Origin of the sequence: Anaerovibrio lipolyticus (assembly GCF_021531495.1) — a bacterium.
Lineage (GTDB): Bacteria > Bacillota > Negativicutes > Selenomonadales > Selenomonadaceae > Anaerovibrio.
Genome location: NZ_JADYTY010000007.1, coordinates 34,111 through 46,690 on the forward strand (window position 1 = coordinate 34,111; position 12,580 = coordinate 46,690).

General features: G+C 45.4%; 15 protein-coding genes, 4 tRNA genes and 1 other annotated feature. All 19 genes read left to right on the forward strand.

Annotated features, from left to right (window positions below; genetic code table 11):
* The first annotated feature begins 43 nt into the window (after positions 1–43).
* The 19 genes from I6E26_RS04250 (at position 44) to rplL (ending at position 12,396) form a co-directional block, all read left to right on the forward strand.
* Entirely contained in the window at positions 44–874 is an 831-nt protein-coding gene (locus I6E26_RS04250) for a glucosaminidase domain-containing protein (RefSeq protein WP_419179904.1), read from the forward strand.
* Between the two features lie 40 nt (positions 875–914).
* Positions 915–2,534 carry an ABC-F family ATP-binding cassette domain-containing protein gene (locus I6E26_RS04255; protein ID WP_235320613.1) on the forward strand — a complete coding sequence of 540 codons (1,620 nt, stop codon included), beginning with the start codon at positions 915–917 and terminating at the stop codon, positions 2,532–2,534.
* Positions 2,535–2,536: 2 nt separating this feature from the next.
* On the forward strand, positions 2,537–3,847 hold the full coding sequence (locus I6E26_RS04260) for a DEAD/DEAH box helicase (protein WP_235320614.1): 1,311 nt from the start codon (positions 2,537–2,539) through the stop codon (positions 3,845–3,847).
* Between the two features lie 243 nt (positions 3,848–4,090).
* Complete coding sequence (locus I6E26_RS04265; protein WP_235320616.1) at positions 4,091–4,804, forward strand: phosphatase; 714 nt, start codon at positions 4,091–4,093, stop codon at positions 4,802–4,804.
* 39 nt (positions 4,805–4,843) lie between these two features.
* The gene (locus I6E26_RS04270) at positions 4,844–5,818 is read left to right on the forward strand and encodes a LacI family DNA-binding transcriptional regulator (protein ID WP_235320617.1); all 975 of its coding nucleotides are present in this window, start codon (positions 4,844–4,846) and stop codon (positions 5,816–5,818) included.
* Positions 5,819–5,955: 137 nt separating this feature from the next.
* On the forward strand, positions 5,956–7,329 hold the full coding sequence (locus I6E26_RS04275; protein ID WP_235320618.1) for a glycoside hydrolase family 32 protein: 1,374 nt from the start codon (positions 5,956–5,958) through the stop codon (positions 7,327–7,329).
* A 125-nt stretch (positions 7,330–7,454) separates the two neighbouring features.
* Positions 7,455–7,796 (forward strand): MFS transporter, encoded by a 342-nt coding sequence (locus tag I6E26_RS04280; RefSeq protein WP_235320620.1) that lies wholly within the window; start codon positions 7,455–7,457, stop codon positions 7,794–7,796.
* A gap of 207 nt (positions 7,797–8,003) precedes the next feature.
* A complete protein-coding gene (locus I6E26_RS04285) occupies positions 8,004–8,417 on the forward strand; it encodes a hypothetical protein (protein ID WP_235320621.1) in 414 nt (137 codons plus the stop codon).
* Positions 8,418–8,514: 97 nt separating this feature from the next.
* Positions 8,515–8,599 (forward strand) — tRNA-Tyr (locus tag I6E26_RS04290).
* Between the two features lie 8 nt (positions 8,600–8,607).
* Positions 8,608–8,683, forward strand: a tRNA-Met gene (locus I6E26_RS04295).
* A 12-nt stretch (positions 8,684–8,695) separates the two neighbouring features.
* Positions 8,696–8,771, forward strand: a tRNA-Thr gene (locus I6E26_RS04300).
* Between the two features lie 6 nt (positions 8,772–8,777).
* Positions 8,778–8,854, forward strand: a tRNA-Met gene (locus I6E26_RS04305).
* Between the two features lie 171 nt (positions 8,855–9,025).
* Positions 9,026–9,175 carry a 50S ribosomal protein L33 gene (gene rpmG / locus I6E26_RS04310; RefSeq protein ID WP_027398039.1) on the forward strand — a complete coding sequence of 50 codons (150 nt, stop codon included), beginning with the start codon at positions 9,026–9,028 and terminating at the stop codon, positions 9,173–9,175.
* Between the two features lie 48 nt (positions 9,176–9,223).
* On the forward strand, positions 9,224–9,448 hold the full coding sequence (gene secE / locus I6E26_RS04315; protein WP_419179905.1) for a preprotein translocase subunit SecE: 225 nt from the start codon (positions 9,224–9,226) through the stop codon (positions 9,446–9,448).
* A 21-nt stretch (positions 9,449–9,469) separates the two neighbouring features.
* Complete coding sequence (gene nusG / locus I6E26_RS04320; RefSeq protein WP_235320624.1) at positions 9,470–10,018, forward strand: transcription termination/antitermination protein NusG; 549 nt, start codon at positions 9,470–9,472, stop codon at positions 10,016–10,018.
* 26 nt (positions 10,019–10,044) lie between these two features.
* Positions 10,045–10,470 (forward strand): 50S ribosomal protein L11, encoded by a 426-nt coding sequence (rplK, locus tag I6E26_RS04325; protein WP_235320626.1) that lies wholly within the window; start codon positions 10,045–10,047, stop codon positions 10,468–10,470.
* Between the two features lie 64 nt (positions 10,471–10,534).
* Positions 10,535–11,218, forward strand: coding sequence for a 50S ribosomal protein L1 (gene rplA, locus I6E26_RS04330; protein WP_235320627.1), 684 nt, complete (start codon positions 10,535–10,537; stop codon positions 11,216–11,218).
* Between the two features lie 23 nt (positions 11,219–11,241).
* Positions 11,242–11,387, forward strand: a sequence feature (ribosomal protein L10 leader region).
* A gap of 19 nt (positions 11,388–11,406) precedes the next feature.
* Positions 11,407–11,955, forward strand: coding sequence for a 50S ribosomal protein L10 (rplJ, locus tag I6E26_RS04335; protein ID WP_235320629.1), 549 nt, complete (start codon positions 11,407–11,409; stop codon positions 11,953–11,955).
* Positions 11,956–12,027: 72 nt separating this feature from the next.
* A complete protein-coding gene (gene rplL / locus I6E26_RS04340) occupies positions 12,028–12,396 on the forward strand; it encodes a 50S ribosomal protein L7/L12 (RefSeq protein WP_235320631.1) in 369 nt (122 codons plus the stop codon).
* Positions 12,397–12,580 lie beyond the last annotated feature (184 nt).

Genomic DNA, 12,580 nt, shown 5'->3' on the forward strand with positions numbered 1-12,580 from the left:
ATATACCATTATTTTAATTGTGTTTGCGTTGGGGGCATAGATTGTGAAAACTAAAAAGATTTTATCCATTGCAGCCTGCGGTTTAAGCCTGCTGTTGTTTTCCGGTGCAGTGAATGTAGAGGCATCTATTGCTATTAAGGATGGCAGTAAAACTAGAACAGTGGTCAAGGTTAATAGACAGCAAAGTCAGACTGCCCAGCATAATACCATAGCCAAGAAGGTGAAAAAGGCCCAAAAGGCTGAAGCTGGTCAGCAGGTGGAGGCTATGGACAGTGAAAGGGAGCTGAGCTTTCAGGAGCGTATTTATCAGATTTTGCATCCACGTGAGGCCGAACCTGATAAGAAGGCTGCTATCGCCAGCAGAGATGATAATATGATTATGGGTGGTGCGGTGGCTACCCAGGAGCAGTGTGTTCGTTATCTTCTCAAGCACAATCCCAACCCTAAGCTGAATGTTAGTCCACAGGAGTTGGTTTCCTACTATTATGAGGAAGGAAGCAGAACCGGTATCCGTCCAGATATTGCTTTTGCTCAGGCCTTGAAGGAAACTGGTTATTTCCGCTATGGCGGTACTGTAATTCCTGCTCAGAATAATTATTGTGGTTTGGGTACCACCAGTGCTACGGTTCAGGGGGCTTATTTTGCTACTCCTAGACTGGGGGTAAAGGCTCATATCCAGCATTTGCTGGCCTATGCTTCTGTGGAGCCTCCTCAGGACAATATTGTAGATCCCCGCTATGAATTGGTGCGTCGGTCTTATGGCAGCAACACCCTGACTCAGTGGAAGGATTTGAATGGCCGCTGGGCAGTGCCTGGTGTAGGCTATGGCCAGAGTATTCTGGAGGATTATTATCAGGGAATTTTAAATTCCTAAGTGTGTTAACAAATAATAGAGATGTGAGGTATAGATAAAAATGATTTCAACTAGCGGCGTAACCCTGCAATTTGGTAAACGTGTCCTGTTTAAGGATGTATCCATCAAATTTACTCCGGGCAACTGCTATGGCGTTATTGGTGCCAATGGTGCTGGTAAATCTACTTTTTTGAAGCTTTTGAGTGGCGATATTGAGCCAACCAAGGGCTCTATTGATATTACTCCTGGCGAGCGTATGTCTGTATTGAAGCAGGATCACTTTGCCTTTGATGAGTATGAGGTTCTTCGTACTGTTATTATGGGTAATCAGCATCTGGTAGACATTATGGACGAAAAGGATGCTATTTATGCCAAGCCTGATTTCAGTGATGAAGATGGTATCCGTGCTGGCGAGCTGGAGGCTGAATTTGCTGAGTTGAACGGTTGGGATGCTGAGTCTGATGCAGCCAAGCTGTTGAATGGCTTGGGTATCGGTGAGGAGTATCACTATCAGAAGATGTCTGAGCTGGATCCTGCCTTGAAGGTACGTGTGCTTTTGGCTCAGGCTCTCTTTGGCAATCCAGATATTCTGCTGTTGGACGAGCCTACCAACCATTTGGATTTGGCTTCCATTAACTGGCTGGAGGACTTCTTGGCAGGCTTCGAGAACACTGTTATTGTTGTATCCCATGACCGTCATTTCCTGAATCAGGTATGTACCCATATTGCTGATGTTGACTTTGGCAAGATTCAGCTTTATGTTGGTAACTATGATTTCTGGTATCATTCCAGTCAGCTGGCTCTCCAGCTAGCCAAGGATGCTAACAAGAAGAAGGAAGAAAAAATCAAAGAGCTGCAGACCTTTATTGCCCGCTTTGCAGCCAATGCGTCCAAGTCCAAGCAGGCTACTTCCCGTAAGAAGCTGCTGGATAAGATTACCTTGGATGATATTAAGCCATCCTCCCGCCGTTATCCTTATATTGCCTTTACTCCTGACCGTGAGGCTGGAGATCAGCTGCTGCTGGTAGAGGGGATTTCCAAGACTATTGACGGGGAGAAGGTATTGAACAATGTTTCCTTTACCGTGCGTAAGGGAGATAAGATTGCCTTTACTGGCCCTAATAGCGCCGGCAAGACCGCTCTGTTCCAGATTCTCATGGGTGAGATGGAGCCAGATGAGGGTTCCTTCAAATGGGGTGTAACCACTACCCAGGCTTATTTGCCAAATGATAATACTGAATATTTTGAGGGCTGTGAGCTGAGCCTGACCGATTGGCTGCGGCAGTATTCCAAGGATCCAGATGAGTCATTTGTTCGTGGCTTCCTGGGCCGTATGCTGTTCAGTGGTGAGGAAAGCTTGAAGCAGGCCTCTGTTATCTCCGGTGGTGAGAAGGTTCGCTGTATGCTGTCCAAGATGATGCTGAGCGGTGCTAATGTATTACTGATGGATGAGCCTACCAATCATTTGGATTTGGAGTCTATTACTGCTCTCAATGATGGTTTGATTAACTTCAAGGGTACCCTGTTGTTTGTATCCCATGACCATCAGTTTGTTCAGACTATTGCAGATAGAATTATTGAGCTGACTCCAGAGGGAGTATTTGATAAGCTTACCAGCTATGATGATTTCCTGGCTGATGAGGATGTACAGGCAAGATTGGCTAAGATGTACGAGGCATAAAAATGGCAAATAAAACATTTTATGATTTAAGTGTATCAGAGTCTTTGTGCCAGTCCTTGGAGAAATTGGGCATCAAGGAGCCCACCCCGGTACAGGCAGAGGCCATTCCTGCCCTGCGAAATGGCAAGGATACCATTGTGCAGGCTCAGACCGGTACAGGCAAGACCTTGGCTTTTCTCCTGCCTATCTACGATAGAATCAAGGTGCAGGCTGACAATATTCAGACCTTGATTCTTACTCCTACCAGAGAGCTGACCTTGCAGATTGCCAAGGTGGCAGCTCAGCTGGGGAAAGCCAATGGAGTTCGTTCTCTAGCTATTTATGGCGGTCAGGATATTGAACGGCAGAAGCAGAAACTGGGGAGAGAGCCTCATGTGATTATTGGTACTCCGGGGCGTATTCTGGATCATATGCGTCGCAAGACCATTACCTTTGCTAATACTAATCGCATTGTGCTGGACGAAGCAGATGAAATGCTGCGTCGAGGCTTTTTGGAGGATGTGGAGCAGATTCTGGGTACTATGGCCAGAGATAGACAGATTATGCTGTTTTCTGCTACCATGCCGGACAAGGTAAAGGCTCTGGCTCATCGCTATATGACAAACTTCCAGCATGTAATTATCAAGACTGAGAACATTACCTTGGACAATATTCAGCAGCGGGTTGTGGATACGGTAGAGGATTCCAAGCTGGACAAGCTGTGCGAGCTGATTAACGAGCAGAATCCATATCTGGCTATGGTATTTTGCGGTACCAAGAGCCGGGTTTCTCAGGTGGCTATGGCCTTGGCCCGTCGAGGCTATTTGGCTGATGAGCTTCATGGGGATTTGTCCCAGTTGCAGAGAACTAATGTCCTGAAGAAGTTCAGGGAGGCCAAGCTGCAGATTTTGGTTACTACAGATATTGCAGCCAGAGGGCTGGATATTGAAGGGGTAACTCATGTCTTTAACTATGATTTGCCTCGCAATACAGAGGAATATATTCATCGCATTGGCCGTACAGGTAGAGCAGGTCAGCAGGGTACAGCTATTACCTTTGTTAATGCTCGCCAGTATTCCCAGTTGCGGCGTATTGAGGCCGGCATTAAGAACCATATCCAGAAGGATGTGTCCTCTCGTAGTCTGGCTTCCCGTCTTAAAAGGGAAAAGCGGGAGCGGGAAATGGCTGCCAAAAAGGCTGCTGCCGAAAAGGAACAGTCCAAGCAGGCCAAGAGCCGTTATGCCAACCGCAAAGGTTCAGAGCATAAGGGCCGTAACAATCGCTCCAGACGATTGAGAGACAAGGCCAAAAACGCCAGCCACGGTAGAAGATAAAGTAAAAATAAACCGCCTACTAATTAACAGTAGACGGTCAGACCGTAGACAAATATGGCAGCGAGTTATCCACACTCGCTGCCATATTTGTCTACAGTCTGTCTGCTGTATGCCTTTGGGGGGATACAGCAGTATTTTTTTGTCCAAATTGGTTGAAAAACAAATGTAATCTTGTTTTTCCTTGTTTTTTGGCCTACAATAGAAACGAGATTGAAATGGAGATGAAATTACGGAGGCCTCAAAATGAATTTTGAATTAGATATGCATACTCATACTATTGCCAGCGGACATGCCTATGGCACCATTAGAGAAATGGCCCAGGGAGCAGCGGAAAAGGGATTGAAGCTGCTAGGGATTACAGAACATTCTCCCTCTATGCCAGGCACAGTAGAAGATATATATTATTGCAATTTGCATTTGGTGCCTAAAAGGCTGTATGGGGTAGAGCTGTTATTTGGCAGTGAAATAAATGTGTTGCAGGACGGCACCTTGGATATACCTGGTAAGGTGCTGAACAATCAGATTGATTATGGCATTGTGGGCATTCACAGCTGTTGCTACAAGGATGCAGGCCGGGAGCAGAATACAGACAATCTCATTAGCTGTATGAAGCATCCTCGGATCAAATTCGTTTCCCATCCAGATGATGACCATACGCCACTGAATTATGAGAGATTGGTGCAGGCAGCCAAGGAATATCATGTGGCTTTGGAGGTTAACAATAGCTCCTTTTTGAAGCCGGAATATCGTTGGAACTGTGTAGAGAATTATCGAACAATGTTGTCCTTGTGCCGGCAGTATGACGCTCCTATTATTGTGGATTCCGATGCCCATGATCCATCCTGGGTAGGCTGTTTTGAGGAAGCTCAGAAGTTGTTGACGGAAATTGACTTCCCAGAGGAGCTGGTATTGAATCGCAGTGTGGCAGAAGTAAAAAAATTCATTGCTAAGGCATAGTGTTTTTGTTGATATAAGGAGATTTTGCAGGAAGAGGATATGGCAAGAATTAAGGATGTTGCAAAGGAAGCCGGGGTAGCACCTAGTACGGTATCTCTGGTGTTGAATAAAAAAGGCTATGTTTCTGAGGAAACCCGTCTCAAGGTAGAAGCAGCTGTGGAAAAGCTGAATTATATTCCCAGCGAAATGGCCAGGAATTTGTCCCTGCAGCGGACGAATATTATCGGAGTTATAGTACCATCTATTTCCCATCCATTTTTCTCTGAGCTGGCAGAGGCTTTGGAAACAGAGCTGTACAGTCTGGGTTATAAGATGATGCTTTGCTGTACCAAATACAAGGAAAATTCAGAGCGGAAATTTATTGAAATGCTAAAAAGACAAACTATGGATGGCATTATAATGGGGGCTCATTCTCTGGATGTGTCTATTTATGAGGGGCTAAAGGAGCCAGTTATTGCCTTTGACCGTTACCTCAATGACAATATTCCCATTGTTCACTGTGACCATTGCATAGGTGGCCGGCTGGCGGCAGAGGCTTTTTTACAGCATGATTGTCATCATGTCATTGGTATTGAGGGGTATCAGGGGGTGCACACTCCTGCTAATGATTACCACAGGGTATTTCACGAAACCATGCGGCAGCATGGCGTGACAACGGATATTTTGGAAATGCCTTGGAATGCTTTTACCTATGAGGATTTTTTGGCAACAGCCGAAAAACTGTTTAAGGAATATCGGGATATTGATGGTATATTTGGTTCCGATATGGCCATAGCCAGCTGTATGCGGGTGGCGGCTCAAAGGGGGTATCGCATACCCCGGGATATAAAAATGGTGGCTTATGATGGCACCGGGATGACTCAGACTGGTATTCAACCCATAACAGCAGTAAGGCAGCCTATTGAGAAATTGGCGGCTATTGCAGCTCAGAAGGTGGTCAGCAAGGTAAAAGGTACAAAAGATAATCTACCTTGGGTGTTACAGCCAAGGCTTTTGAAGGGCGAGACCTGTTAGACAGGTTTCGCTTTTTATTATCAAAAATCGTTTATACAAATCTCAAAAAGCTATTGACAAATTATTGTTTTATAACTATTATAGAAGTATCAAACCGGTTCGAGATAATAAGTGCGAAGAAAAATGGGGGTATTTTGGTGAAAGAAGAAATGCAGGTAACAAATCAGCGGTATCGTTTGGGCTATCATTTGATGCCAAAAAGTGGTTGGATTAATGATCCAAATGGTTTTTCCTATTTCAAGGGCTATTATCATATGTTTTATCAGTATTATCCATATGCAGCAGAGTGGGGGCCTATGCATTGGGGACACGCCCGCAGCAAGGATATGATTCATTGGGAGACTTTGCCAACAGCTTTGGTTCCAGGTGATATGGAAAGCGGCTGCTTTTCTGGCAGTGCTATTGAGCATGATGGCAAGCTGTGGCTGATTTACACTGGTCATCATTATTTTGAGCCAAATGACAATGAATCCTTCTATGAGAATCAGAACTTGGCTTATAGTGAGGATGGGGTACATTTTACCAAATATGAAGGCAATCCAGTTCTCAGAGTGCCAGCAGACAATACCAAGCATTTCCGTGATCCAAAGGTTTGGAAAGAGGGAGATACCTTCTACATGGTTTTGGGCAGTCAGGGAGAGGACGAGCTGGGACGGGCTTTGCTCTTTGTCTCCAAGGATTTGATTAATTGGGAGCGGGTATCCATACTTTCCAAGGCCAAGAATCTGAAGGAGGAAGGCTATATGTGGGAGTGTCCTGATTTCTTCCATCTGGATGGACAGGATGTACTGCTGATGTCTCCACAGGGGTTGGAGGCAGATGGAGATAGATTCCGCAATCTGAACCAGACTGGCTATATTATGGGCCAGCTGGGAGAGGACAAGGTTCTCTCCAGAGGTGAATTTGTAGAAATCGACAATGGTCACGATTTCTATGCTACTCAGACCATGCTGACTCCAGATGGCCGTAGAGTTATGGTGGCTTGGATGAATGCCTGGGATTCTGATATGCATGAAAAGCAGGATGGCTGGGCTGGTGCTTTGACTATTCCTAGAGAATTGCATATCAAGGATGACCATATTTATCAGCAGCCTGTTAATGAAATGGAAGCATTGAGAACTGCCAAGCTTATAGCAGGTGTGATGGAGACTGGTCATGAATATGAGCTGCCAAGAACAGCTGAGTTGAACCTGGCTTTTGAGGCAGCAGATGGAGAACTGTTTACCATTACCGATGGAGAGCACAATCTTACCATTGGAGCAGATACAGAAGGCGGCCGTTTGGTTATTCAGCGCAATACCAAGGATGGGGAGAGAGCAGCTCAGGTAGCAGATTTTGCCAATCTGAAATTACAGATTTTTGTGGACAAGACCTCTGCTGAAATCTTTGTAAATGAAGGGGAAAGAACATTTACTGAGAGAATCTATTGGGATGCACCACTGACCATAGAAATGGGCAGCAGCTGTCAGGCAGTTGTCTACAAATTGGAAGAAGAAACTAATAAGTATTAAGACGAGGGGTTAAAGGTTATGGATAAGTTAAAGGCATTTGCCAATCCTTTTTATAGAGCAAGCTCCGCAGAAATTCTGCTGTTCTTTGCTGGCTGGGGTATCTACAGGTATTCCTGGAGTTCCTGATGATGGGTGTAGTACCAGTTGTGATGAAGAAAATCGGTGTCCGCAAGTTAATTCTGCTCCATGCACCAGAAACTGCTTTGTTCATTCTGGGTATCTTCCGCTATTTCACTTTGCATTTTGATACCCGTATGTCTGCCACCATTTATATGGTAGGCTTCCAGATTGCGGCTCAGGTAGGCCAGATTATCTTCTCCACCCCATTGGGGGCATTGCATGACGATATCGGCTATCAGAGCACCTTCCTGGTAATTTCCGGTATTGTTATGGTAGCCAGCATCTATGCCTTTGCTATTCTGAAAAAGGACGGTCAGGATGTAGGCGGCCAGCCATTGGAAAGCTAATTACATAATATTAAAAACTCCCTTTTGATTTTGGATATACCCTCCTCCCTTTACGGTATATCCCTAATCAGCAGGGATTTTTGCCATATTAAGAAATCTTAAATTTTGACGATAGATATAGTGGCAGGGATTTTGCCGAACAGTAATCAAAGGAATGAAAGGCGTTTCGACGGCATGGTATGCCGTGCGTGAAAGGAGCTTTTGGATATGAGTGCAAGAATTGATGGTGCTTCTACGGGTATTGGCTTTGGCGTATCAGGTACAGTTAAAAAGAATAGCTCAGATACCAGCGAAATGTTTTCTCAGATTTTGGAGAAGATGAAGAAAGGCGAGAGCCCGTCTCTAGGAGCAGGCAGTGATGATGCTAGTGATGAAGATACAGTTACTGTAACGAGGATTTTGTCAGATGGTTCTACGCTTATCACTACGATGAAGGATGGCAAGATTGTTTCTCAGACCAAGACACATGCAGCAGTTCAGGAGGAGAGCCCTAAGCTGCTAGACACTGTCGTAGAAAAAGGCATCTGGAAAGCAGAAGAGACAGAAACTGCTGAAGCTGTGGCATCATATATGGCAGCAAATTCAGGAAATGACATATTAGGATTGCTTAACACAAAATAATAATGTTTTTTTCAAAAAGTGCTTGACTCTTTGATGATAAACTGCTATAGTATATATCTGTCAGCGGGTTACACACTGTATAGCTGACAGATGATGTGGGTAGGTGCCCGAGTGGTTAAAGGGAACGGACTGTAAATCCGTCGCCGTAGGCTACGATGGTTCGAATCCATCCCTGCCCACCATTTATCATCGCGGGATGGAGCAGTAGGTAGCTCGTCGGGCTCATAACCCGAAGGTCAGAGGTTCGAGTCCTCTTCCCGCAACCAAATTGTTATTATGCTGATATAGCTCAGTAGGTAGAGCGCATCCTTGGTAAGGATGAGGTCACCAGTTCAACTCTGGTTATCAGCTCCATTATATGGCTGCGTAGCTCAGTTGGCTAGAGCATTCGGTTCATACCCGGAGTGTCAGGAGTTCAAATCTCTTCGCAGCCACCAACTATGTGATTTAACCCCTTGCTTGTGAGGGGTTTTATTATGCCGATAAATAAAATGTCAGGATTGTCAGTATTTCCTTATGAAGTTATTGACATGCGTAGGTATTTGTGATAAATTATATCAGTGACATTTTGTGGTGTCTCAATAATCTAATCAGAAGGAGTGCATAAAATGCGCAATGCAGTTACGTTGGCCTGCACTGAGTGCAAGAGCCGCAACTATCAGACCAACAAGAACAAGAAGAACGATCCTGATAGAATCGAATTCAACAAGTATTGTAAGTTCTGCAAGAAGCACACTCTGCATAAGGAGACTAAGTAATTAGTCCGCAGTTGTTGGGTTTTGCAGTATAAGACAGGATGTGAAGCAATGGCGGAGACAAAGACGTCAGGTGCTCAGCCGAAGTCTTCAGGCTTTAACCCTGTGCAGTTTTTGCGTGAAGTCTCTGCTGAGATGAAGAAGGTATCCTGGTCTACCAGACGTGAGCTGGCGAAATACACTGTAGTGGTTAGCATTACCGTGTTTATCGTTTGCGCACTTATCTGGATTTGTGATAGCTTCTTCGCAAGATTGTTTAATCTCATTGTACGTTAAAGACTGGAGGGTGCGTCTGGGATGGGATCCGAGAAAGAATCAGCTAGACACTGGTATGTAGTCCATACCTATTCCGGTTACGAAAACAAGGTGCTGGAAAGTCTCAAACAGAAGGTTCAGTCCATGGGTCTGGAGAACGAGATCTTCGATGTAATCATTCCTGAAAAGGAAGAGGTTGAGAAGAAGGATGGCGTCGAAAAAGTAATCAAGAGGAAGATTTTCCCAGGTTATGTCCTGGTGAATATGATTGTCAATGAAAAAACCTGGTATGATGTCCGCAATACGGATGGCGTTACTGGTTTTGTAGGTTCTGGCACCAAGCCGATTCCTTTGACTGAAGATGAGTATGAGAACATTCTGAGGGAAATGGGCGTAGAAAAGACCAAGGTTGTACATGATATTGATGTAGAAGTTGGGGAGACAGTAAAAATCTGCTCCGGCCCATTTGAAAATTTTGCAGCAAAAGTTGTATCTGTTGACGACGAGAAGGGTAAGATTAAAGCTCTTGTTGATATGTTCGGCAGAGAAACTAATGTTGAACTTGACTTCGATCAAGTTGAAAAGAATTAATTTCCATTTAAGGAGGTGGATTCAAGATGGCAAAGAAAGTCGCTAAAATGGTAAAGTTACAGGTTCAGGCTGGTAAAGCTACTCCAGCTCCTCCAGTAGGTCCTGCACTTGGTCAGGCTGGTGTTAACATCATGGCCTTCGTTAAGGAGTTCAATGAGAGAACTGCTAAGCAGGCTGGTCTGATTATTCCAGTAGAGATTACTGTATTTGAGGATAGATCCTTTACCTTTATTACCAAGACTCCTCCAGCTGCTGTACTTCTGAAGAAGGCTGCAGGTATTGAGAAGGCTTCTGGTGAACCAAACAAGAATAAGGTTGCTACCCTGCCTCGTGCTAAGGCACAGGAGATTGCTGAGAGCAAGATGCAGGATCTGAACGCTGCAAGCGTTGAGGCTGCTACCCGTATGATTGAGGGTACTGCCCGCAGCATGGGTATCGTTATCACTGACTAATAGTCAATGAACGAAGCACCCGTGGGAGGAAAATCCGTTATTACCACGAAGGGAGAATTTTTTCATGGCAAAAGCAGGTAAGAAGTATCAGGACGCTGTAAAGCTTCTTGAGACTGGCAAGGTTTATACTGTTGAAGAGGCTATTGAGCTCGTAAAGAAGACTGCAACTGCAAAGTTCGACGAGACCATTGAGCTTCATGTGCGTCTGGGTGTAGATCCTAAGTACGCTGATCAGCAGGTTCGTGGCGCAATGGTGCTGCCACATGGCACTGGTAAGTCCAAGCGTGTATTGGTATTTGCCAAGGGTGCAAAGGTAGACGAGGCTGAGGCCGCTGGCGCAGACTTCGTTGGCTCCGATGAAATCGTAGCAAAGATTCAGGGCGGTTGGACCGATTTTGATGTAGCTGTTGCTACCCCTGATATGATGGGTACCGTAGGTCGTATTGGTAAGATCCTCGGTCCTCGTGGCTTGATGCCGAACCCTAAGTTGGGTACTGTTACTATGGACCTGACTAAGGCTATCAGTGAGATTAAGGCTGGTAAGGTTGAGTACCGTACCGATAAGGCTGGTAATGTACATTGCCCTATCGGCAAGGCTTCTTTCGATGCAGAGAAGCTGGTTGCTAACTTTAACGCACTGATGGATACTTTAATTAGAGTAAAACCGGCTGCTGCAAAAGGTCAGTATATCCGCTCTGTAACTGTCAGCGCTACTATGGGCCCTGGCGTTCCAGTAGTTCACGCATAATATTTGACATTTTGCGGGCTGTATAATAAAATAGTCTATGGCTGTAGACAGCAGGTAGGATTTTAGATTACTGAAATCCATAAAGGAAACGCCTGCCGAGGCCGGATGGTTAAGCATGAAACACTGCGGCCTCCGGTAAATCAGCCGGAGGCCGTTTTTGCTCTTAAAATTTGAGAGGAGGTGTATTCATGGCTGTTACTGAAAAGAAAAAAGCAATTGTTGCTGAATTAAAGGACAAACTCACTAGCGCAAAGGGTGCCGTATTGGTTTCCTACAAGGGCTTGACTGTTGCTCAGGATACTGAGCTGCGTTCCGAGCTGCGTAAGGCTGGTGTAAATTACCATGTAGTTAAGAACACAATGACTCGTATTGCAGCTACCGAGGCTGGTATGGAGGATCTGGTATCTCATTTGGAGGGTACCACTGCTCTGGCTGTATCTGCAGAGGATGCAGTTGCACCTGCAAAGGTTATTAGCGAGTTCATGAAGAAGAACAACCTGGAGGATCAGGGTATCCTGACCATCAAGGCTGGTATTGTAGAGGGTCAGGTTGTAACCGCTGACGAGGTTAAGGCTATCGCTTCTCTGCCATCCCGCGAGGTTCTTCTGGGCAAGCTGCTGGGCAGCATTCAGGCTCCACTGTCCAACACCGTTGGCGTTATGGGTTCTATGCTCCGCAGTATCGTTACTGTGCTTGATGCAGTTCGTAAGCAGAAGGAGGAGCAGGCATCTGCATAATTGGCAGATAGCTGCTTTGGCTGCTTAATATATTTTCGAAAATTAATTAATGATTATACGGAGGATTTTAAAATGACTAACGAAGAGATTTTAGAGGCAATTGGTAACCTGACTGTTCTGGAGCTGTCCGAGCTCGTAAAGGCTGCTGAGGAGAAGTTCGGCGTATCCGCTGCTGCTCCTGTAGCTGTTGCTGCTGCTGCTCCTGCTGCTGGCGGCGCTGCTGCTGAGAAGTCCGAGTTCGATGTAGTTCTGAAGGACGCTGGCGCAAGCAAGATCAACGTAATCAAGGCTGTTCGTGAGGCTACTGGTCTCGGCCTGAAGGAAGCTAAGGCTCTGGTTGATGGCGCTCCTGCTCCTGTAAAGGAAGGCGTATCCAAGGCTGACGCTGAGGATCTGAAGGGCAAGCTCGAGGCTGCTGGTGCAACTGTAGAGTTGAAGTAATTTTTGCTTCAAGCCTAAAATTTCAACTGAAATTTTCAAGACCGTTCCGCAAGGGACGGTCTTTTTTCTTGACAAGTAATATATTTACGATGTATAATTAAATGCTACTAATAGAGAAATTAATTCGTGCATTTTCAAATGGAGTCATCAGAAGGGAGTAGTCCTTTTGGCAACGCGCCGTGTG